This window comes from Clostridium sp., assembly GCF_029258205.1.
In the GTDB taxonomy this organism is placed as follows: Bacteria; Bacillota; Clostridia; order Clostridiales; family Clostridiaceae; genus Sarcina.
Map to the genome: position 1 here is coordinate 14,986 of NZ_JARHZJ010000037.1, position 22,257 is coordinate 37,242.

Below are 22,257 nucleotides of genomic sequence, written 5' to 3' on the forward strand. Positions count from 1 at the left end.
TATTCTTATATAAAAAACTAAACAATATAAAAAGGCGTATAGATAGCCATTTTAGCTACCTATATGCCTTTTAAAACACTTAAAAAAGTTTTCTTTTTAAAAACTTCTAACTATTCATAATACCTTTTAAAACTAAACTTTAAATTATAAAAATAAAAGAGAGCTCTAACGAACTCTCTTACTTATTTAAATATTCTTTAACTAATTGACTTACAAGTTTACCATCAGCTCTACCAACTGTTTGAGGTCTAACCTTTGACATAACTTTTCCCATGTCTTTCATGCTATTTGCGCCCACTTCTTCAGCTGCTTGCTTTATTATATCTCTTATTTCTTCTTCACTTAACTGCTGAGGAAGGTAATCTAACAAGATTGCAATCTCACTATTGTTTTGATCAACTAAATCCTGTCTATTTCCCTTTTCGAATTCAAGCGCAGCTTCTCTTCTTTGCTTGATTTCTCTTGCTAATATTTCTATAACCTGTTCATCCTCAAGCTTAACACCATCAGTCTTTTCGACTAAAAGTATTGCTGACTTAGCAGAACTTAAAACTCCAGCCTTGAACTTCTCCTTAGCCTTTAAAGCCTGCTTCCAGTCTTCTTGAAGTCTTTCTTTAATAGTTGGCATTTGTGTACCTTCTTTCAAAAGAAATTATTCTATAAATTTAAACCAAAAACTATTTGAATTTTCTCTTTCTTGCAGCTTCTGATTTTTTCTTTCTCTTTACGCTTGGCTTTTCATAATGTTCTCTTTTTCTTACTTCTGAAAGAACTCCAGCTCTAGCGCATTGTCTCTTAAATCTTCTTAATGCTTGCTCTAATGATTCGTTTTCTTTTACTCTGATTTCTGACATTCTTTATCCCTCCCTCCGCTAGCGTAAATTATTAATGTAATTCACAGCCATGGGCTAAATAACACACGTTATATTATACAACATAATTTTCTTTAATGTCAAGAAGTTAAATCTAAATTTTAGCCTGGTGGCCAATTTAAATTTCTTCCTCCAAGAACATGGAAATGGATATGTCCTACTGTTTGCCCCCCTTGCTCTCCGCAATTAGTAACAACTCTGTATCCATCTTCTGCAATTCCTTGTTCCTTTACTAGTTTATTAATAGTCTTGAAAATATGTGCAAATACTTCTGCATTGTCTTCATTAACTTCATTTAAACTAGCTATGTGTTCTTTAGGAATAACTAAAAAATGTACTGGTGCTTCCGGACTTATATCATGAAAAGCTAAAACTTTATCATCTTCATAAATCTTTTTGCTTGGAATTTCTCCATCTACTATTTTGCAAAAAATACAATCTGACATGATTTTCACCTCCTAAGCAATAAATCTATTATCTATTATAACTCATTTTGAATATAAAAATCTTCTTTTTATAATACTATTTCTCCTTGGGCTCCTTCTCCATCAAAAGAATTAATTTTTACATTTAATATTTTACCTGAAACGTTACAATCAGCCTTAGCATTTACTTTTATATAGTTTCTTGTATATCCAGTATAAACGCCACTACCTAATTCAACTTCTTCTTCAAATAAAACATCAATAACTTTACCTATATATTTTTCAGCAAAAGCTTTTTCATTAATCCTATTTAATTCAATAAGTTTTTTACTTCTTTCATCTTTCTTATTTCCATCAACCTGATTTTCCATATTCTCTGCTCTAGTACCTTTTCTAGGACTATATTTAAATATGTGAGTTTTTGAAAGAGCTATTCTCTTTAAAAATTCATAAGTTTCTTCAAACTCTTCATCAGTTTCTCCAGGGAAACCAACAATTACGTCTGTTGTTATAGAAACATCTTCTATTTTATCTCTTAAAAGATTTACTATATCTTCATACTCTTTAGCAGTGTATCTTCTATTCATTCTTTTTAAAGTAGCATCACATCCACTTTGAAGTGATAAATGAAAATGAGGACATAGCTTCTTAAGAGCTAATATTCTTCTTACAACATCTTCTGTAAAGAATGTAGGATCTATTGAACCTATTCTAACCCTTTCTATTCCATCAATCTTTTCTATCTCTTCTAGTAAATCAACTAATGTTACTTTTTCATCTAAATCAACACCATAAGATGCTGTATGAATTCCTGATAATATTATTTCTTTAAACCCATGATCTGCTAAGCTTCTTATTTCATCTAAAACTTTCTTAGGGTCTTTCGAACAAACAGAACCTCTAGTATATGGAATTAAGCAATAAGCACAAAACCTATTACATCCATCTTGTATTTTTAAGAAAGCTCTAGTTTTATTATTATACTCTTCAATTTTTAGATCTTCAAAAACTTTATTCTTTAAAACAGCACCAACTTTAACTTGTTGCTTCCCTTCATCTCTAGCCTTATTTACATAATAAACTATTTCACCTTTATTTCTTGAACCTAAAACTACATCTACACCTTCAATTCCTGAAACCTCTGTAGGTGCTATTTGAGCATAACATCCAACAACTGCTATAATAGCCTCTGGATTTTGTCTTCTAGCCCTTCCTATTATTTGTCTTGACTTCTTATCTCCCATGTTAGTTACGCTACAAGTATTAACTACATATACATCTGCCATTTCATTAAATTCTACAACTTCATAGCCTTCTCTAACAAATTTTTCAGTCATTGCTTCTGATTCATATGTATTAACTCTACACCCTAGTGTAGCAAATGCAACTTTCATTAAATATTTCCTCCTAAATCACCAAGCTCATACTGAATAAGAGAAATACAGGTAAATCCTGCTGTTTCTGTTCTTAAAATTCTTGGTCCTAAAGTTACAATATGAGCTCCTTTTTCTTTTAGGGCTTCTATTTCACTTTCTTCAAATCCGCCTTCTGGCCCAACCATTATTCCAACATTTTTTATACTATCTTTATCCCCTATAGAGTTAACCATAGCTCTTATTCCGTATCCTGTAGCATTTTCATAAGGAATAACCATAAGGTCTAATTCATCTATCTTTTCTAAAACCGCTTTAAAATCCATTGGTTCTAATACTTGTGGTATTACCGTTCTTTTACTTTGTTTACATGCCTCTAAAGCAATTTTATTTAATCTATCTAATTTTTTAAATTCACCTTTTAATTTAACGTCTACTCTATCAGTTATTGTTGGAATTATTTCTGAAACACCAAGTTCTACACATTTTTGAACTATTAAATCCATTTTTGCAGCCTTTGGCATTCCTTGAAATAAAGTAATCTTTAAATTACTTTCATTGTTTACATCAAGCTTCTCTAAGATTTTGATAGAAACCTCTTGTTTATTAACCTCTTCTACCTCACCTAAAAACTCTTCACTTTCAAGGTTATTTACAACAACCTTCTCACCTGGTTTTACCCTTAAAACCTTATAAATATGTTTTACATCTTCCCCTGTTATTGTGGCATGAGTGTCTGAAAACATATTAGCTGGTGTAAAAAACTTATGCATAATTTTATACTCCCTTACTAAATTATTTTAACTTAGCAACAATACAGTTCCATTCTCCATCTTTGTTAACTTCCATAACGCTAAAACCTTCTTGTTCTAATTTATCTATAACCATTTGTCTTCTCTCATGTATTATACCTGAAGTTATGAAAATTCCATCTTTATTTAATGCTTTTTTAACATCATCTACTAGTATGCATATTATTTCAGCTATTATATTTGCAACAACTATGTCAGCTTTTCCATCTACAACATCTAGAAGATTTCCGTATAATACTTCTATATTATCAACTTTGTTAAATGATATATTTTCCTTAGCTGAATCTACAGCAACTGGGTCTAAATCAACTCCTATAACATGTTTTGCACCAAGTTTAGAAGCAACTAAAGCAAGTATTCCTGAACCTGTTCCAATATCAAACACAGTAGTATCAGCCTTAACATATTTATCTAAAGCTTGAACACACATTCTTGTAGTTTCATGGTCACCAGTACCAAAAGCCATACCTGGATCTAATTCTACTACCATTTCTTCTCCAGTAGGTTCATATTCTTCCCATATTGGTTTTATAACTATTTTCTCTCCAATCTTTATTGGTTTATAGTATTTCTTCCAGTTATTAGCCCAGTCTTCTTCAAACATTTTTTCTACTTCAACTGTTCCTTCACCAATATCTAAACCTGACTCTTTTAACTCTTCTACTCTTTCCTTAACATAATCTATTACATCATCAATGTTATCTTCTTCTGAAAAATAACCTTTAACAACAGCAACCTTCCCCTTATGTTCTAATATGTTTATATCTGCAAAATCCCAAGTTAAAGGTCCTTGTTCTCTTCCTAATATATCATTTGGATCCTCTATAGCAACACCCTTACAGTCTAATCCGTAAAATATTCCTGATATAGGTTCTAATGCCTCACTTTTAGTTATTACTCTAACTTCAATCCAAGTTCCTTCCATTTATGTATCAATCCTTTCTTATGCTACTTTGACTAATAATTTATTTTACACTTTAGTGTAGTATCTGTCTAGCTTATAAGTATTATTATATTTCATATGCTTTATTAAAATTTCTAAAATAAACTTATTATCATTATTTCTATTATCACACATAAAAAAAATAAAGGCTATAGTCTATTATTGACATAACCTTTAAACTTAACCTTATTTAATCTCTCTAGATATTTAATATCTCTCTCTAATAATTTCCAAAACTTCTTCCTTAGTTAATTTTATAGCTTTCATACTTTCTATAAATCCATCTAATGCATCCTCTACAAGCTCTTTTCTTATGTTTTTTAGTATTTCTTCATCTTCTGTTATAGTACTTGGTTTATTTCTTATTGTTTCTATAAGCCCCATAGTTTCCATATCTCTATATGCTCTTTGAACTGTATTTGGATTTACTTTTAACATTTCTGCAAGCTCCCTTCTTGATGGTATATTATCTCCTGGATTTAAAATTCCAATAACTAAAGATTGTTTTACATGTCTTATTATTTGGAGATAAATTGGTTCCCTATCATTTACTTCAAAAAACATTTTACTTACCTCCTATCAAGCTAATATTTCTTAACCTTCCATCATTATATTGTCCTATATAAAGTGGATTTTTGCTATTTATATCTACAACACTTATATATCCCTTATAATAAACTAATTCTTCCTCATTAAAATTAGTTAAATCTAAAAATACTTTATTTCCTTTTATAAGAATTCCACTTATATCACTAAAATTAACGCCATATCTTTCAAATCTGTATTTTTCTATAAGGTCTCTATAAAAAATAAACTCTTTAGTATTAAAATTAAAAGCTAATATTGATATATTATTTTCCTCTTTATCATAAAAAGAAAAATAAATATTCTCTCCTTGAATATATGACTGTCCTTCATGTCCATCTATACATATTTCTTTAATTTCATTATTTATTTTTTCATCTGTCTTGTATAAATTAATTTTTTTAGTATTAATATTTATTTCTAATACTCCTTTTAAAATAGTATTAGAATTTTTTTCATCTTTAAATACATCTAAATAAATATTATCAATATATTTAAAGTTATTATAATTAAATATATATGAGTTATCTATATCTAATTCTTCATTTAAACTTATAGGTTCTGAGATTTTAAACTCCTTGCTATCTATATCAATTTCTCCAAATATAATCATAGTGTCTTTGGAGCTATTTTTCATAAAAAGAATATTTATCTTACCCTGCTTATAAGAAATTCCATGTATTCTGTACTCTTGATTTAAATTTGTTTTATTTTCAACTTTAAAATCTTCATAAGTATTACTTTCCTTGTACTTAATTCTGACATTTAAATATGGATGAATTACATAATCTTTATTTGTAACATCTATCTTAATATCTTTGTCTTCATAAAAAGTTTCAGATGTAACAAATAAACCTCTAAAAAACTTTTTATCATCTAAGATATCAAATCCTGAATATATGTCATCAAATCCACTTTCAGAAAATAAAGTTTCAGATTTTATCTCTTTGCTATTAATTATAAGATCTTCCATACTTATTCCTTTATTTTTTGCTAAATTAAACTGAACATCCTCTAACTCACTTCTTTGACCATATAAATTAGAAAATTTAATATTACTTTCGTTATACTCTATAGTTATACCTGACCATATAAAAATTCCCAATAAAAATATTGTAGTTAAAATTAATGGCATTTTCTTTTTCATATACTCACCTCCTCTAAACATGAACATTATTTTTTAATAAATAATTAGAACCAAACCATCCTATAATTATATAAACTATACTTATTCCTATCATCCAAAAGAATCTTTCAACGGAATATAATTGTATAATGCTTGGAAGTATATAATAAACAAATATTAAAGAGCATCCTATTATAGCACCTAATATTCCTCCTTTTATTCCAAAACTTCTTGTCAAAAGTGAAAATAAGAAAATAACTAAAACTAATGCTATTAAGCTAATAATAAGCCAAATTATATTTAAGTAATAGTCTGGAATAATATAACTAAATTTAAATCTTGAATATATTATTAATTCTTTAAAACTTTCATATTTTAAAATTTCCTTTGGAAATCTAGCATTAAAAATAAAGTATTCTATAACAATTCCCAATATTTGAAAAAACACTAGGGTTATATAAAAGAAAAATGCTGCTAGAAGCTTATATAAAATAATAAACTTTTGAGAAATAGGTAAATTTAAAAGGGTGTATGAACTTTTATTTTCTCCTAAAAACTCATCAAACCATAAATAACAACAATATAAAGAAAAACATAATAATAATAGTAATATAAAAAATATTGACATTCTATTATGATTAATATTAAAGGATGTAAATGTACTTATTCCTTCACTTAATATTTCTTTTTGATTTTTTAAATTTTTAAAATATACTTCTAAAACCCCATTTAAAACGTGAATAAACCAAAATATATTTAAAAACATCAATCCTATAGCTGTTCCTAAGGTTATTTTAAAATCTCTTATTATCTGAGAATTTAAAAGATATGAAAATCTTTTAAAATTACTTTTTACCATCTTTATGCACCTCCCTTATTTTATCAACTAAAGATAAACCATCTTCTCTAATATCCTCCACATAGAATTCGCTTTTAACTTTTCCATCATTTAAAAATATCACCTTATCAACTACATTTTCTACTTCTTTTATTTCATGTGTAGTTAATATTATACCTATATCCTCATTCATGTATGAAACAAGTGATGCTATAAACTTTTCTCTAGTAAATATATCTATACCTGAAAAGGGTTCATCTAACAGTAAATAATCTGGATTTCTTGCAAAGCCTAAAATTATTTTGACCCTAGCTATGTTTCCTTTAGAAAGATTATTTATTCTATCTTCTTCATTAAGTTTAAAATCCTTTATCATTTTATAAGCCTTATCCATATCCCACCTTTCATACATTACACTCATATATTCAAAAGCATCTTTTATTCTCATTCCTCTATAAGTATTAATAACATCTGGTACAAAGGCTATTTTTTCATAAGTTTTATAAGTTCTCTTCTCATTATCAAAAAGAACTTCTCCGCCATCTTCTTTAATAAGACCCATAATTATCTTTAATAATGTTGATTTTCCAACCCCATTTATTCCAAGAAGAGCTGTTATTTCTCCTTTATTACAAGAAAAAGAAACATTATTTAAAACTTCTTTTCTCCTAAATTTCTTTTTTATTTCTTTAACCTCAAGCATTTTTTCACCCCATTTCACATTACTTTTTATCATAGAATCCATTTAACACAACATTATTAAATTCACCTAAATAAACTAATTCACTATTTTTTAGATTTACAACTCCAATCACTAATAAACTGCCGTTTTCTGTATATGATGCAAAATATAACTTATCATTAAAAATTCTTAAGTTTGTAAGTTCAGTTATACTACCTGTATATTCTTCTATCCTATTTTCATCTATAATATCCTTATAATAATTAACTTTAAGGTCCTTTATGTTAATAGTAGCTATTGAATACGTCTTAGGAATTTTTGATTTTATGCCATTATATTTAATAATTTCATTCTTATCTTTAGATAAATTCTCCCATTTATCTAAATCTGATATTTTTACATAAATTAAGTTTCCATCACATTCTGCTGACTCTAAATTTTTCCCAGTTAAATCAATTTTATTTTTTTCTAATATTTTTTTCACATCATAATCCTCAAATGTGTTTTCTTTTAAATTAACCTTATATATATTTAAATCCTTAATTTCTTCAATTTCTTTCTTTTCATTATAATTTCTAACTATTTTTTCAATATAAAAATCATTTCCATCTTTATATTCTAAACCTACTTTTTCACAATAAGAACCAAACTTTTCAATAGTATTAAAGCCTTTTGTCTCAAAATTATATTCCTTTATAACTAAAGAACATGATTCTTCGTCATTTTCTGGCATTAAAATTTTTATTATATCTTTCTCTGCATAAACAGATATAATATATGATCCTCCATCATTTTCAACTAACGCCTTTTTTATTTTTCCAGTTTTTTTATCCTTAAGTAAAAGTTCTAATATGTTTGTTCCATACTTAGGATTAACAACAGCTAAAAAATCTTTTCCATCATAAGAATTAGCTTGACTAATAAAAATTCCTCTTAAAGCATCTTTATTTTTATAAACATCTATTCCCTGTTCATTTTCATCTCTAAACATTGTTTTAGAAGTTATTGAATTAGCTCCAAAATTATAATTTTTCAAAAAGAAAATTCCTAAATTTTTTTTCACAGAAACATCAACATCTCCTAATTCAGATCTATTTCCATATATATTTTTAATATCTATATTTCTAAATCCATTTGTTATATTAATACCTAAAATTATAGAAAGTATAGCTAAAGCACTAATAAAAATTATATTTGAAAACCTCTTATTCATACTAATTATCCTCCTTTCTAAACATTTACCTTTTTATTTATTAAGTAATTATTTATACAAAATGTAATTCCAATATAAATTAAAATACCTATTGTATATAGTAAAAAAAATTCTATTGCAAAAAGATGCAATTTAAATACTGGTATATATAAGAATATCCATATTGAAAATGCTACATATAAAATCCAAAATATTATTCCTTTTGCTCCAAAACTTTGTTTTAAAAATACAACTAATGCTCCAACCAAACTAATTGCAAATATAATAATAAACATAACTGTTAAATTAGCCATATCCATTGAAATGAACTCATATTTAATGTTATCAAAAAGGGCCTCACTTAAATAATTAATTCCTATGTTAATACTACTTCCTAACTTAACCTTTAATATAAACCAATTTATAATTACTGATAAAAATTGCCCTAATAAAAACATTGCAAAGAAAAGCCATACAACTAAGCTTTTACTTAAAATAAAATTAAATCTTTTTACTGGTAAACTTAGAGTTCTATAACTTGTTTTATGCTCAAAATAAAATTCTCTAGCCCAGATAAAAATTGAAAATATAAGTACTAATAAAATTTCCAAAAAGAAAGTATAAGTATTTTCTCTGTTAACTCCTAAATTTCTCAATGCAATTTCATGTACAAATTCTTCCGGAGCTATTTTCCAAGTAATTCCATCTAAAAATGAGAAAATATTTCTACAATAAATAAATATAGTAAACATCATTGTAATTAAAGAATTTAAAAGTATAATACTAAAATTTCTAGAAGTCTCATACTGAAGCAAAGAAAGAAACTTGTTTTTCTTACTCATCTAAAAATACCTCCCTCATCTTATCAGTTAATGAAATATCCTCATTACATTTCATATCTTCAACATAGAAGTCTGCTTTTATAGTCCCTTCATTAATAAGTAATACTCTATCTGCAACCCCTTCTATTTCTGCAATTTCATGAGTAGTTATAAGAATTCCATTATCTTCATTTATATAATTTATTAATGACTCTAAAATATCTTCTCTAGTAAAAATATCAATTCCAGAAAAAGGTTCATCCATAAGAATATATTCTGCCTCCTGAGCAAAACCTAGTATTATTTTTACCTTTGCTAAATTTCCTTTTGATAACTTATCTAATTTATCTTCTTTATTAAGTTCAAATCCTTCAAGCATTTCATAAGCTTTTTTCTTATTCCAATTATTATAAAAGCATTCCATATACTCAAAACTTTCCCTTATTCTCATTCCTCTAAAAGTATTTTTAATATCTGGAATAAATGCTAATTTATCTAAATTAGCATAAGTTAATTCCTCACCATCAATTAAAACCTTTCCGTCATCTTGTTTAATAAGTCCCATAATAATTTTTAAAGTTGTGGATTTTCCTACTCCATTTATTCCTAATAACGCAGTAATTTCTCCTTTATTTAACGTAAAAGAAATTCCATCTAAAACATTTTTTCTTCTAAAACTTTTACTAATATCAATAACTTCTATCATATTTTCACCCCTAAAATTTTAATAATTAGTATTTAGTGTATCTATGTATTATTCAATTAATACATATAATCTTAGTGTATTATAACATTAGTACATATTCTTGTAAAGATTTAACTTATATTTATTTTTATTATTTTAAATATAAAAAAAATACTCTAGTCATTTCTAACTAGAGTATTTAAAATCAATTAATTTTTATTTCTAAATTTTGAAAAGAATCCTTCATCTTTTTCATCTGTATTATCAACTAATTCCCCAGATGCTTTCATGAATGCTTTTAACGCTTTTTCTTGTTCTTTATTTAGATGTTTTGGAACCTCTACTATCATATGAACGTATTGATTTCCTCTTCCTCCACCATTAACGTGAGGAACACCTTTTCCTTTTAATCTAAACTTAGTTCCTGGTTGAGTACCTGCTGGAACCTTGTATTTAACATTTCCGTCTACAGTTGGAACAGTTATCTCTGCTCCTAAAGCAGCCTTAGCCATACTTATCTTGTAATCATAGTAAATATCTGAACCTTCTCTTCTAAATATCTTAGATGGAGCAACATTTACTCTTATATATAAATCTCCTGCAGGACCATTATTAACACCGTGTTCTCCTTGTCCTCTTAAAGGTATTATGTTTCCAGTATCTACACCTGCTGGTATCTTAACTGTTATCTTTCTATTCTTTCTAACAGTTCCTTTTCCTTTACAATCTGGACATGGATCTTCAATTACTTTACCTGTTCCACCACATTGATCACAAGTTGTTGTAGATACAAAACTTCCTAAAGGAGTTTGTCTTTGAACTTTTATTTGACCTGAACCATTACATTTTGGACAAGTCTTAGGAGATGTACCTTCTTTAGCACCTGTACCATGGCAAGTTTCACAATTTTCAGTTCTAGTTATAGATATTTCTTTTTCACATCCAAATACAGCTTCTTCAAATGTTATATTTAATCTATATTCTAAATCAGCACCTCTTTGCGGAGCATTTTTTCTTCTAGATGATCCGCCACCAAATCCGCCACCAAAGAATGATTCAAAAATATCTCCAAATCCGCCCATTTCTGAGAAGTCGAATCCACCAGCATCAAAGCCTCCAAATCCGCCACCACCGAAGCCACCGCTTCCATCGAAAGCAGCATGACCAAATTGATCATATTTAGCTTTTTTATCAGGGTCTTTTAAAACATCATATGCTTCATTTACTTCTTTAAAATTCTCTTCCGCTTCCTTATCTCCAGGATTTCTATCCGGGTGATATTTCATAGCCATTTTTCTAAAAGCTCTTTTTATCTCATCATCTGAAGCACCTTTTTGAAGCCCAAGCACTTCATAATAATCTCTTTTAGCCACTGTTATTCACCACCTATAAATTTACTTATAAAAAGGGAAGACTATTGAGCCTTCCCTCTATTAATTCTTTTTATATTATATCAAAGCTTTAAGTCTTATGATAGTTTTAATTATTATTTATCATCTTGAACTTCGAAATCAGCATCTACAACATTATCATCGTTGTTGTTTGTAGCACCTGCTCCACCCATATTGTTTGGATCGAATCCTTGACCTTGTGCTCCACCATTTTGTTGGTATAATTTTTCTGATACTTTGTAGAATGCTTGAGTTAACTCTTCCATAGCTTTCTTGATAGCTTCTATATCGTCACCATCTTTAACTTTTTTAACTTCTTCGATTTTAGCTTCTATTTCTGATTTTTCTTCAGCTGAAACTTTATCACCAAGCTCATTTAAAGTTTTTTCTGTTTGGTAAACAGTTTGCTCAGCAGTATTTTTAACTTCTATAGCTTCTTTTCTCTTATTATCTTCTTCAGCAAATTGTTCTGCTTCTTTTACAGCCTTATCTATTTCATCCTCGCTTAAGTTAGTTGAAGCTGTGATTGTAATATTAGCTTCTTTTCCAGTAGCTTTATCAGTTGCTGAAACTTTAACTATACCGTTAGCATCTATATCGAAAGTAACTTCTATTTGAGGGATTCCTCTTGGAGCTGGAGCAATTCCTGATAGTGTAAATCTACCTAAAGTTTTGTTATCAGCTGCCATTTGTCTTTCACCTTGTACTACATGAATTTCAACTGAAGTTTGGTTATCTGCTGCAGTTGAGAATATTTGACTCTTTCTTGCAGGTATAGTTGTATTTCTTTCGATTAATGGAGTTGCAACTCCTCCTAAAGTTTCTATTCCTAATGTTAATGGAGTAACATCTAATAATAATACATCTTTAACATCACCAGTTAATACTCCAGCTTGGATAGCAGCACCCATTGCTACACACTCATCTGGGTTAACTCCTTTTGAAGGCTCTTTTCCAGTGAAGTTTTTAACAGCTTCTTGAACTGCTGGTATTCTTGTTGATCCACCAACTAAGATTACTTTATCTATATCATTTAATGAAACATTACCTGATTTTAAGGCTTCTTTCATTATGTTGATTGTTCTTTCAACTAAATCATGAGTTAATTCATTGAATTTAGCTCTTGTTAATGTCATTTCTATGTGTTTTGGACCAGTTGCATCAGCAGTTATAAATGGTAAGTTGATTAATGTTTGAGTTGATGATGATAACTCAATTTTAGCTTTTTCAGCAGCTTCTTTTAATCTTTGAAGAGCCATTTTATCTTCTCTTAAATCAATTCCATTTTTAGCTTTGAAGTCTTCAGCTATATAATCTATAATTCTTTGGTCGAAGTCATCTCCACCTAATCTAGCGTCTCCATTTGTTGATACAACTTCAAATACTCCATCTCCTAAGTCTAAGATAGATACGTCGAAAGTACCACCACCTAGATCATATACTAATATTTTGTGAGCACTATCCATTTTGTCTAATCCATAAGCTAATGCTGCAGCTGTTGGTTCGTTGATTATTCTCTTAACATCTAAACCAGCTATTTTACCAGCATCCTTAGTTGCTTGTCTTTCAGCATCATTAAAGTAAGCTGGAACTGTGATAACAGCTTCTGTTACTTTTTCTCCTAAGTAAGCTTCTGCATCTGCTTTTAATTTTTGAAGTATCATTGCTGATATTTCTTGTGGTGTATACTCTTTTCCATCTATATTAACTTTATAGTCAGTTCCCATATGTCTTTTTATTGACATTATTGTTTTGTCTGGGTTTGTTATTGCTTGTCTTTTAGCAACTTGACCTACTAATCTTTCTCCATTTGCTTGGAATGAAACTACTGATGGAGTTGTTCTAGAACCTTCTGAGTTAGTGATAACTACTGGTTCTCCACCTTCCATAACAGCTACGCATGAATTTGTTGTTCCTAAATCTATACCGATTATTTTACTCATTGTTAATTCCTCCTCTAACAATATCTATATTTAAATCTGTTAAATGCTAATTAATTAAATTATTTAGTTACAGTTACCATTGAATGTCTGATAACCTTATCTCCTCTTTTGTATCCTTTTTGGAATACTTGAGCTACTTGGTTTGGCTCTGCACCTTCTTGCTCCACAACCATCATTGCTTGATGTAATTCTGGATCAAAACCATCTTCTGTAGATATTTCTTCAACTTGAAGTTTTTCTAAAGCATCTTCAAATTGTCTTACTGTCATTTCAACACCTTTTTTAAGATCTTCAACTGTTCCATCTACAGCTAAGGCTCTTTCTAAGTTATCTAATACTGGAAGCATTTTGATTAAAACATCTTCACATGCATCAGTATATATTCTTTCTTTTTCTTTATCTGTTCTTTTTCTGTAATTTTCATACTCTGCAGATATTCTTAATAATCTATCTTTTAAGGCCTCTAATTCATTTTCCAATTTCTTTGTTTTACTTTTAAACATAGTATTTTCTTCCTTTAAAGCCTTTAATTCTTCAAAATCAATAACTTTTTCATCAGCCTTAATATCTTCTGAAACTTCTTCTACCTCTTCATCAATATTAAAATTTTCAGCTTTTATTTCATTATCTAATTCTTCTTGGATATTTTCCTTCAACTCTTCGTTAAAATCTTTATTATCCACCATAAAGCAGCTACACCTCTTCTCTTTTTTTACTTTACTTATTCTTTAAAGTTTCATTCAATTCTTTCATAACTTCAGTCATGATTGATAAGACTTTAGAATAATTTATCCTTCTAGGACCTATTAAAGCTATTGTACCTAAAGATTTATCTCCTACGTGATATCCAGCTGATATTATGGAACATTCCTTTGCTTCTGGTATAAAGATTTCATCCCCTATCTTTACAGTCATATCATCACTATCACTTATAAGTTCAGAAATACTTTTTTTATCATGTAAAAGCTCTAAAATCTCTTTAGCTTTATGAATATTATTATATTCAGGATAATTGAATATATTAATTGTACCTTCCAAGAATACCTCAGAAGTTTCATCACCTTTTAAGCTTTCATAAAGAGCAGTTAAAACTGCATTTACTATATCTTCATATCCGCTTAAAGCTCTATTGAGATTACTAATAACCTCTAAGTTTATTTGCTCAATAGTAAGGTTTTTAAGCCTTTCAGTTATTATCTTACTAATTTTAATAAGTTCTTCAGATATAGGAACACTCTTTACTTTTATGACTGTATTTCTTATTACACCATTATCAGTTACTAAAACACATAAAATACTTAAATCATCAACCTTTAAAAGCTGAATTGATTTTACAAAACTCTTATGTACTGAAGGTGCTTTAACTATACAAGTCATTTTAGTAAGTTCCGATAGAAGAGCACTAGTTTGTTTAATTATTTTATCAACTTCGTACAAGGTTCCATCTATTATTGAATCTCTAATAAGCCCTTCCTCTTCAGAGGATAATCTTTCGAATTCAATCATTCTATCAACATATAATCTATATCCTCTGCTTGATGGAATTCTTCCTGCCGAAGTGTGAGGCTGTTCTAAAAATCCCATATCCTCTAAGTCAGCCATTTCATTTCTTATAGTAGCTGAACTTACTCCAAGATTATATTTTTTAGCGATAGTTCTTGAACCAACAGGCTCTCCAGTTGATATATAGTCTTGAATTATAGCTCTTAATATTTGAAGCTTTCTATCGTCTATCACTAATCTCACCTCTTTATTAGCACTCACTCTTAACGAGTGCTAACTAGTACACTATTAATATATTACTTACCAAGTTTTTTGTCAATTTCATTTTTAATCATTTCTAATGAAAAATTTGAATTTTATCCTATTTATTCTTTAATATCTTTATTTTTCTTTTATTTACTTCAATTTATAACTTATTTTTTTAGTTTTATAATAAAAAATCAGCCATTATTACATTTGATATTTCTATGCCTTTTTCACTAAGAAAAATTCTTCTTGACTCTCTTATTAAAAGCCCTTCATCTAAATACTTATTTAGTATATCTCCATAAACGTCATTTATATTCATACTAAATCTCTTTTTAAATTCAGTTTCATCTATTCCATTAATTTTTCTAAGTCCCATAAACATAAATTCTTCCATATTATCATTTTTTGAATTATTTATTACCTCTTCTATAGCTTTTCCTTTCTCATTAATAGAATTTATATATTTCTCAATACTACTTATGTTTTTAATTCTTTTTCCATTAACATAAGAAGCTGCTGCTGACCCTACTCCTATCCAGTTATCCATATTCCAATATGCTAAATTATGTCTACATTCTTTTCCCTCTTTAGCATAATTAGAAATTTCATATTGATTAAATCCATTTTCTTCTAAAATTTCTTTTGCTAAATGGTACATTTTTCTCTCTTCTTCTTCAGTTGGTATCTTTAATTTATCATTTTCATATAAATTATAAAAAGCAGTTCCTTCTTCTATAATTAAACTATATGCTGATATATGTGCTGGTTCTAAAGATATTATCTCTCTTAAAGTCTCTTCCCATTCATTTAATGTTTGATTTGGTAACCCAAACATTAAATCAACATTTATGTTATTAAAACCAACCTTTTTAGCTAATAAAAAATTTTCTTTAAAGGTTTTGTAATTATGTATTCTTCCAAGTCCTTCAAGAAGATTATCCTGCTTAGCTTGAAGCCCAATACTAATTCTATTCACTCCATACTTCTTCATCACTTCTAACTTTTCTTCCGTTAAATTTCCTGGATTACACTCCATAGAGTACTCTACATCTTTTGCCATATTAAACTTAGCTACTTCTCTTAATAAAGATTCTAATTCATAAGCCTCTAAAACACTTGGTGTTCCTCCTCCAATAAATATAGTTTTTATTTCTAAATTATTATTTTTTTCTCTTAGATTTATTATTTCCTTATTTAAAGCCTCTATATAGTCCTTTCTTAAATGATCTTTCCTAGCAAAGGAAGGAAAGTCACAATAAAGGCATTTTTGTGCACAAAAAGGAATGTGTATATATAACGAAATTTTATCCATAATTAATTACCTCCATGTAAAACCAATAGACTTTATAACTAATATAAAAATAAATTCTATTAGTTAAGTACAAATATTATTAGTTATCATTCTTTCTTTCATATTACAACAAAAAAAGTCATGAGTGAATAAACCCATGACTTTTATATGATTCTTTCACAAATAAAAATAGTCTAAACTTTTATTTTTCTCTTAAATTTATATTTATAGCATTGTGAACTAATAAATCTCTTTGAACTTCTATAATTGAAGTTTTTATTACTTCTCCATCTAAATTTATATCCAAATCACTATGATCTCCATAATTAGTTAAAAACTTATCTAAGTCAGAAAGTTTAATACTTATAGAAATATTATCTCCATTTTTTCTATTTATAACACCAGTTGCTTTTCCATTATTTCTAATCTTTCTACACTTAATTTTAGCATCTCTCTTATTAGCTTCTAACATAAGAATACCTCTCCTACTTTCAATATATTTATAAATTTACTATAAATATATTGAGAGTATTTCTTTTTAATGACTAAATAAAAAATATTTGTTTGGTAAATTTAAATTAAGCAATAATTTAAAAATATAAATAATATTAAAATAAATATATGTATATAAAGCTTCTAAAAATATAATTAATAAAAAAAGGCAATGATGAATACTTAACAATATTCATCATTGCCTCTCTATAAAGAAAATTAGTTAGTCAACTTTTAAAACTGACATAAATGCTTCTTGAGGAACTTCAACCGTTCCTAATTGTCTCATTCTCTTCTTACCTTCTTTTTGTTTTTCAAGAAGTTTTTTCTTTCTTGAAATATCTCCTCCATAACACTTAGCTAATACGTCTTTTCTCATAGCTTTAACAGTTTCTCTAGCTATAATTTTTGAACCTATAGCTGCTTGAATTGGAACTTCAAACATGTGTCTTGGAATGATTTCTTTAAGTTTTTCAGCTATAGCTCTACCTCTTTGATAAGCCTTAACTTCTGGAACTATCATAGATAAAGCATCTACATTATCTCCATTTAATAAAATATCTAACTTAACAAGTTTTGATTGCTCATATCCTTTTAATTCATAATCTAATGAAGCATATCCTCTTGTTTTTGATTTAAGAGTATCAAAGAAATCATATACTATTTCATTTAATGGAATTTCATAATGTATAACAACTCTTGTTTCCTCTAAGTATTGCATATCTATAAATTTACCTCTTCTATCTTGGCATAATTCCATTACAGCTCCAGTATAATCAGTTGGAGTTATAATTGAAGCCTTAACAACAGGCTCTTCCATATATGCAATTTCTGTCATTGGAGGAAGGTTTGTTGGGTTTGTTAAATCAAAAGATTCTCCATTTGTCTTAGTTACTTTGTATATAACTGATGGTGCAGTTGTAATTATATCTAAGTTAAATTCTCTTTCAATTCTCTCTTGGATTATTTCCATATGCAATAATCCTAAGAATCCACATCTAAATCCAAATCCTAAAGCTACTGATGTTTCTGGTTCAAATGATAATGCAGCATCATTTATTTGAAGCTTTTCTAATGCTTCTTTTAACTCTTCATACTTAGCTCCATCAACTGGGTATATACCTGAGTAAACCATTGGTATAGCTGGTTTATATCCTGGCAATGCCTCTTCTGTTGGTCTAGTTGCCTCTGTTACAGTATCACCTACTCTGGCATCTCTAACATTCTTTATTGAAGCTGTTATGTATCCAACTTCCCCTGCACTTAATCCTTCTTTTAATGACATTAAAGCTGGTGTAAATACTCCAGTCTCAACTACTTCATAAACCTTACCTGTTGACATTAGTTTAATTTTTGTTCCTGGTTTAACCTTACCATCTTTAACTCTTATATGACATACAACTCCTTTGTAACTATCATAGTATGAGTCAAATATTAAAGCCTTAAGTGGTGCATCCTCGTCACCCTCTGGTGCTGGAATTTTTTCAACTATCTCTTCTAAAACATCTTCTATATTTAATCCTGTTTTAGCTGATACTAAAGGTGCATCCTCTGCTTCTATCCCAATAACATCTTCTATTTCTTGCTTTATTTCATCTGGTCTAGCACTAGCTAAGTCAACCTTATTTATAACAGGTACTATTTCTAAATCATTATCTAATGCTAAGTAACAGTTTGCTAAAGTTTGAGCTTGTATTCCCTGAGTAGCGTCTACTACAAGTATAGCGCCTTCACAAGCTGCTAAACTTCTTGAAACCTCATATGTAAAGTCTACATGACCTGGAGTATCTATAAGATTTAATATATATTCTTCTCCGTTCTCTCTCTTATAGATAAGTCTTGCTGCTTGAGACTTTATTGTTATTCCTCTTTCTTTTTCAAGCTCCATAGTATCTAATACTTGCTGTTCCATTTCCCTTTGAGTTAATGTTCCAGTCTTCTCCAAAAGTCTATCTGCTAATGTTGATTTACCATGATCTATATGAGCTACGATTGAAAAGTTTCTTATATACTTCTTTTTATCCATATCTAAACCTGTTCTCCAAACTATTTAAAAAGTTTTTGAACAGTTTTCACCCCCACATTGTAGAATAAGTCAAGTTACATTATATCACAACATGCCATTAAACTGTCAATATGCTTTACTTTACATTATTATATAGTTTCCTATAAATTCATTAATATCATTGATTAATTTATTTACTAAATTAAAAGTCCCAATTAATATATTACCAAATAACCCTTTATTTAAGTTTAAAGTATATTCTTTAAAAACTAAGTAAACCTCATCTTTATTTTTATATATTTTTACTGGGCTATTATCTTCACTAAATATAGTTAAATCCATACCAGTTTCTTCTTTTATTTTATCATAATCCACTTTTTCACTTAATTCATAATTTTGATTATTAAACGCCTCTGTATTCTCTATATTAACTCCAATAAGTCCCCAAGAAATTATAGAAAAAATCATTATGCTAAGTGTTAGTATTATCATAAATTTTTTCAAAATAAAACACCCCCATAGATTACTATCTATAAGGATGTTCAAAATTCTTATATTTTATTCACTTTTTCCGTTTAATTCTTCTGCTATTAATCTAGCTATATACTTTGCTGTAGCTTGAGATTCAGCTGAGGTATTAACTTCAGCACCAACCTCAATTAGCATTGACCTTTTACTAAAATCTTGGTTAAATGCATTTTGTCCTCTATTATACTTAAAAGTTTCCTGTCTTCTTAAAATATCTGGAAAAAGCTCATTAGCTTTATTAATAAATTTGTAAGCTAATTCTTCTGAATCATTAAAATATTTATTATTTTTAGTTGTTACAAACATAATTTTTGCAATGGATTCATTATTAACATTTGCTATCATATGTTTTCTATTATTCTCTCCAACAGAATCTCTATGAAGATCTAATATAAGCTTAAAATCATCATATTGATTTGTATATTTTTTAACTGTCTCTCTAGATTTATTGTAAGATTGCTCATATGAAGCTGAGTGATTTGTTTTATCGTGAATTACTGATATACCATAATTTTCTTCAAGTTCTTTTGTAACTAAAGACCCAACCCCAACTACGTTATGCTCTTCATTATTTGAAGTTGTCTCCTCAGCATATCCCTCTGAATTATGAGTATGATAAATAAGAACCTCTGGTTTAGACTGATCTAGTTCCTTTTTTAAACTTGGATTATAAACTTCACTATTTTTACTGGCTTCTAATTCACCATTTTCATTACGTTCTTCCTCAGAAACTATATCTATACTATCTTTATTTAAATCAAATGAAGATACTTTTTCAGCAAAAACATGATTAACTTTATCAATTGAAGCGATTTTATTTACTGAACCAAAGTAAGGTACTTCATTCATTACTAACTCTATCGGATCTAGAGGCTTTATATTTAAAGTTTCTAAGGCTAAACTTTTTAATGTAATATTACTTTCTAAATAAGCATTCTCATCGTAATATGTTCCTTTTGCAACAGGCATCCCTGCATTTAAAAGTTGTATATATGATAAATTCTCTCTCATATCTTTACTTGCCGCAATCTTCATAAATCTAAACATAAATATTACTAATAAAGATAAAAGAACAATCACTCCTATTGGTATCTCTCTTTTATTAATACCTCTCACATTATCCCCTCCCTCATATTTTCATTTATATGAGGTTAGATTAAATATTATGTTACTCTATTTAGGTAAATATTTAATTTATTCTTCTTCAAATTTACTCATAATTCTAAAAAATCTCTTAATAAGATTTTTAATTTTAAACACAGCCTTAATTTAAAAATTTATTTATATCCTCTAATATCATATTAGGTTGAAGAGCTATATTTATTCCATTTGCTATTATTTTTGAAACTGATTCTATTACATCATCTATTTCTTTTGGAGTAACCATTAAATCTCCTACATAAGGATCTAAAAGACTTTTAATCATTATTCCTTTTTCATTTTTATCTATGTTATTCAATATTTTATAAAATTCTTTTCCTACTTCTGCTTGACTTATCATTTCATCTAAAACTAAATCCATAGCATCATTAGCAATAGTAGCTGCATCCACAACAGTTGGCACTCCTAAGGCAATAACAGGAACACCTAAACTTTCTTTATTTATTTTCATTCTATTATTCCCAACTCCAGCCCCTGGTGATATGCCAGTATTACTTATTTGTATAGTCCTTGCCACTCTATCAAGTTTTCTTGAAGCTAATGCATCAATACAAACTACTAAATCTGGGTTTATTTTTTCAACTAGTGATTTTATTATCTCTCCAGTTTCAATTCCTGTTATTCCTAAAACTCCAGGAGCTATAGCACAAACTGGTCTTACTGAGTCATCTATTATATCTGGCATAACCTTCTTTAAATGTCTTGTTACCATTAACTTTCCTACAACTTTAGGTCCTATGGCATCTGGTGTAACATTCCAGTTTCCAAGACCAACTACTAAAGCAGTTCTATCCTCTGATAAATCCATAAGTTCTTCTAATGATGCTGCCACCACATGAGAAACTTCATCCATTATACCACCATCATAATGAGTGTACTCTGGAATATCTATGGTAACATATCTACCTATAGGTTTTCCCATAGCTTTAGCACCTTCCTCATTTAATATATCAACATTTGTAACTTTAATATCCTCTTCAACAGTCTTTTCTTCAAAAACTACTCCATCAACTTCTCTATTATATCTATGTTTATAAATCTCTCTACTTTCAACAGCTAAATCTGTTCTTACATTATACATTTTTCCACCTCTTTTTAATTTAAATTGATATATTATATATAATCTCCTTAAAAATGATAATTATGTCGATAAACACGAAAAAAGACTTGAACTTATATATTTATGATGTTATAATTACCTTTGTTAATAATGAACTCGTACGCAGATTCCCCAAAACTGCAGATACGCTATAAAAGTTGAAGGGGGTGAACTAGAATGGCAAATATTAAATCAGCAAAGAAAAGAATAAAAGTTACTGAAAAGAAAACTTTAAGAAATA

General features: G+C 28.3%; 23 protein-coding genes and 1 pseudogene. 1 reads left to right on the forward strand and 23 read right to left on the reverse strand.

What is annotated here, in order from left to right; all coding sequences use genetic code 11:
- Positions 1-178: 178 nt before the first annotated feature.
- From Q1J60_RS05190 to gpr, 23 genes are all read right to left on the reverse strand, one after another.
- On the reverse strand, positions 179-628 hold the full coding sequence (locus Q1J60_RS05190; RefSeq protein ID WP_300259270.1) for a GatB/YqeY domain-containing protein: 450 nt from the start codon (positions 626-628) through the stop codon (positions 179-181).
- Between the two features lie 49 nt (positions 629-677).
- A complete protein-coding gene (rpsU, locus tag Q1J60_RS05195) occupies positions 678-854 on the reverse strand; it encodes a 30S ribosomal protein S21 (RefSeq protein ID WP_003451446.1) in 177 nt (58 codons plus the stop codon).
- A gap of 119 nt (positions 855-973) precedes the next feature.
- Positions 974-1,318: a histidine triad nucleotide-binding protein gene (locus Q1J60_RS05200; RefSeq protein ID WP_300259272.1), complete on the reverse strand. Its 345-nt coding sequence runs from the start codon at positions 1,316-1,318 to the stop codon at positions 974-976.
- A 68-nt stretch (positions 1,319-1,386) separates the two neighbouring features.
- Positions 1,387-2,691, reverse strand: coding sequence for a tRNA (N(6)-L-threonylcarbamoyladenosine(37)-C(2))-methylthiotransferase MtaB (gene mtaB, locus Q1J60_RS05205; RefSeq protein WP_300259274.1), 1,305 nt, complete (start codon positions 2,689-2,691; stop codon positions 1,387-1,389).
- Positions 2,691-3,443, reverse strand: a complete 753-nt coding sequence (locus tag Q1J60_RS05210; protein ID WP_300259276.1) for a 16S rRNA (uracil(1498)-N(3))-methyltransferase — start codon at positions 3,441-3,443, stop codon at positions 2,691-2,693. The genes mtaB and Q1J60_RS05210 overlap by 1 nt, the downstream gene beginning before the upstream one ends.
- 22 nt (positions 3,444-3,465) lie before the next feature.
- Positions 3,466-4,407 carry a 50S ribosomal protein L11 methyltransferase gene (gene prmA, locus Q1J60_RS05215; protein ID WP_300259278.1) on the reverse strand — a complete coding sequence of 314 codons (942 nt, stop codon included), beginning with the start codon at positions 4,405-4,407 and terminating at the stop codon, positions 3,466-3,468.
- 225 nt (positions 4,408-4,632) lie between these two features.
- Positions 4,633-4,989: a GntR family transcriptional regulator gene (locus tag Q1J60_RS05220; RefSeq protein ID WP_300259280.1), complete on the reverse strand. Its 357-nt coding sequence runs from the start codon at positions 4,987-4,989 to the stop codon at positions 4,633-4,635.
- Between the two features lies 1 nt (position 4,990).
- Positions 4,991-6,157, reverse strand: coding sequence for a hypothetical protein (locus Q1J60_RS05225; protein WP_300259282.1), 1,167 nt, complete (start codon positions 6,155-6,157; stop codon positions 4,991-4,993).
- Positions 6,158-6,170: 13 nt separating this feature from the next.
- Entirely contained in the window at positions 6,171-6,995 is an 825-nt protein-coding gene (locus Q1J60_RS05230) for a hypothetical protein (RefSeq protein ID WP_300259283.1), read from the reverse strand.
- On the reverse strand, positions 6,982-7,677 hold the full coding sequence (locus Q1J60_RS05235) for an ABC transporter ATP-binding protein (protein WP_300259285.1): 696 nt from the start codon (positions 7,675-7,677) through the stop codon (positions 6,982-6,984). The genes Q1J60_RS05230 and Q1J60_RS05235 overlap by 14 nt, the downstream gene beginning before the upstream one ends.
- Before the next feature lie 19 nt (positions 7,678-7,696).
- Positions 7,697-8,869 (reverse strand): hypothetical protein, encoded by a 1,173-nt coding sequence (locus Q1J60_RS05240; protein WP_300259287.1) that lies wholly within the window; start codon positions 8,867-8,869, stop codon positions 7,697-7,699.
- Positions 8,870-8,886: 17 nt separating this feature from the next.
- Positions 8,887-9,690 (reverse strand): hypothetical protein, encoded by an 804-nt coding sequence (locus Q1J60_RS05245; RefSeq protein WP_300259289.1) that lies wholly within the window; start codon positions 9,688-9,690, stop codon positions 8,887-8,889.
- Complete coding sequence (locus tag Q1J60_RS05250) at positions 9,683-10,375, reverse strand: ABC transporter ATP-binding protein (RefSeq protein ID WP_300259291.1); 693 nt, start codon at positions 10,373-10,375, stop codon at positions 9,683-9,685. Before Q1J60_RS05250 ends, Q1J60_RS05245 begins: the two co-directional genes overlap by 8 nt.
- Before the next feature lie 188 nt (positions 10,376-10,563).
- Positions 10,564-11,727, reverse strand: coding sequence for a molecular chaperone DnaJ (gene dnaJ / locus Q1J60_RS05255; RefSeq protein WP_300259293.1), 1,164 nt, complete (start codon positions 11,725-11,727; stop codon positions 10,564-10,566).
- Positions 11,728-11,840: 113 nt separating this feature from the next.
- A complete protein-coding gene (gene dnaK, locus Q1J60_RS05260; protein WP_300259295.1) occupies positions 11,841-13,688 on the reverse strand; it encodes a molecular chaperone DnaK in 1,848 nt (615 codons plus the stop codon).
- Positions 13,689-13,747: 59 nt separating this feature from the next.
- Positions 13,748-14,374 carry a nucleotide exchange factor GrpE gene (gene grpE / locus Q1J60_RS05265; RefSeq protein WP_300259296.1) on the reverse strand — a complete coding sequence of 209 codons (627 nt, stop codon included), beginning with the start codon at positions 14,372-14,374 and terminating at the stop codon, positions 13,748-13,750.
- A 31-nt stretch (positions 14,375-14,405) separates the two neighbouring features.
- On the reverse strand, positions 14,406-15,425 hold the full coding sequence (hrcA, locus tag Q1J60_RS05270; RefSeq protein WP_300259298.1) for a heat-inducible transcriptional repressor HrcA: 1,020 nt from the start codon (positions 15,423-15,425) through the stop codon (positions 14,406-14,408).
- A 193-nt stretch (positions 15,426-15,618) separates the two neighbouring features.
- Entirely contained in the window at positions 15,619-16,752 is a 1,134-nt protein-coding gene (hemW, locus tag Q1J60_RS05275) for a radical SAM family heme chaperone HemW (protein WP_300259300.1), read from the reverse strand.
- 181 nt (positions 16,753-16,933) lie between these two features.
- A complete protein-coding gene (locus Q1J60_RS05280) occupies positions 16,934-17,203 on the reverse strand; it encodes a hypothetical protein (RefSeq protein ID WP_300259302.1) in 270 nt (89 codons plus the stop codon).
- Between the two features lie 243 nt (positions 17,204-17,446).
- Positions 17,447-19,249: a translation elongation factor 4 gene (lepA, locus tag Q1J60_RS05285; protein ID WP_300259304.1), complete on the reverse strand. Its 1,803-nt coding sequence runs from the start codon at positions 19,247-19,249 to the stop codon at positions 17,447-17,449.
- 120 nt (positions 19,250-19,369) lie between these two features.
- Entirely contained in the window at positions 19,370-19,732 is a 363-nt protein-coding gene (locus Q1J60_RS05290; RefSeq protein WP_300259306.1) for a sporulation-related protein NgaS, read from the reverse strand.
- Between the two features lie 54 nt (positions 19,733-19,786).
- Positions 19,787-20,872, reverse strand: a complete 1,086-nt coding sequence (locus Q1J60_RS05295) for a stage II sporulation protein P (RefSeq protein WP_300259308.1) — start codon at positions 20,870-20,872, stop codon at positions 19,787-19,789.
- 148 nt (positions 20,873-21,020) lie between these two features.
- Positions 21,021-21,998, reverse strand: a complete 978-nt coding sequence (gene gpr / locus Q1J60_RS05300; protein WP_300259310.1) for a GPR endopeptidase — start codon at positions 21,996-21,998, stop codon at positions 21,021-21,023.
- Positions 21,999-22,193: 195 nt separating this feature from the next.
- Here gpr and Q1J60_RS05305 point away from each other — a divergent pair.
- Positions 22,194-22,257, forward strand: a pseudogene (locus Q1J60_RS05305) (30S ribosomal protein S20); the annotation flags it as partial.

Coding starts and splice junctions, on each gene's coding strand:
- Q1J60_RS05190 (WP_300259270.1), bottom strand. CDS start 628: ATGCCAACTATTAAAGAAAGACTTCAAGAAGACTGGAAGCAGGCTTTA.
- rpsU (WP_003451446.1), bottom strand. CDS start 854: ATGTCAGAAATCAGAGTAAAAGAAAACGAATCATTAGAGCAAGCATTA.
- Q1J60_RS05200 (WP_300259272.1), bottom strand. CDS start 1,318: ATGTCAGATTGTATTTTTTGCAAAATAGTAGATGGAGAAATTCCAAGC.
- mtaB (WP_300259274.1), bottom strand. CDS start 2,691: ATGAAAGTTGCATTTGCTACACTAGGGTGTAGAGTTAATACATATGAA.
- Q1J60_RS05210 (WP_300259276.1), bottom strand. CDS start 3,443: ATGCATAAGTTTTTTACACCAGCTAATATGTTTTCAGACACTCATGCC.
- prmA (WP_300259278.1), bottom strand. CDS start 4,407: ATGGAAGGAACTTGGATTGAAGTTAGAGTAATAACTAAAAGTGAGGCA.
- Q1J60_RS05220 (WP_300259280.1), bottom strand. CDS start 4,989: ATGTTTTTTGAAGTAAATGATAGGGAACCAATTTATCTCCAAATAATA.
- Q1J60_RS05225 (WP_300259282.1), bottom strand. CDS start 6,157: ATGAAAAAGAAAATGCCATTAATTTTAACTACAATATTTTTATTGGGA.
- Q1J60_RS05230 (WP_300259283.1), bottom strand. CDS start 6,995: ATGGTAAAAAGTAATTTTAAAAGATTTTCATATCTTTTAAATTCTCAG.
- Q1J60_RS05235 (WP_300259285.1), bottom strand. CDS start 7,677: ATGCTTGAGGTTAAAGAAATAAAAAAGAAATTTAGGAGAAAAGAAGTT.
- Q1J60_RS05240 (WP_300259287.1), bottom strand. CDS start 8,869: ATGAATAAGAGGTTTTCAAATATAATTTTTATTAGTGCTTTAGCTATA.
- Q1J60_RS05245 (WP_300259289.1), bottom strand. CDS start 9,690: ATGAGTAAGAAAAACAAGTTTCTTTCTTTGCTTCAGTATGAGACTTCT.
- Q1J60_RS05250 (WP_300259291.1), bottom strand. CDS start 10,375: ATGATAGAAGTTATTGATATTAGTAAAAGTTTTAGAAGAAAAAATGTT.
- dnaK (WP_300259295.1), bottom strand. CDS start 13,688: ATGAGTAAAATAATCGGTATAGATTTAGGAACAACAAATTCATGCGTA.
- grpE (WP_300259296.1), bottom strand. CDS start 14,374: ATGGTGGATAATAAAGATTTTAACGAAGAGTTGAAGGAAAATATCCAA.
- hemW (WP_300259300.1), bottom strand. CDS start 16,752: ATGGATAAAATTTCGTTATATATACACATTCCTTTTTGTGCACAAAAA.
- Q1J60_RS05280 (WP_300259302.1), bottom strand. CDS start 17,203: ATGTTAGAAGCTAATAAGAGAGATGCTAAAATTAAGTGTAGAAAGATT.
- lepA (WP_300259304.1), bottom strand. CDS start 19,249: ATGGATAAAAAGAAGTATATAAGAAACTTTTCAATCGTAGCTCATATA.
- gpr (WP_300259310.1), bottom strand. CDS start 21,998: ATGTATAATGTAAGAACAGATTTAGCTGTTGAAAGTAGAGAGATTTAT.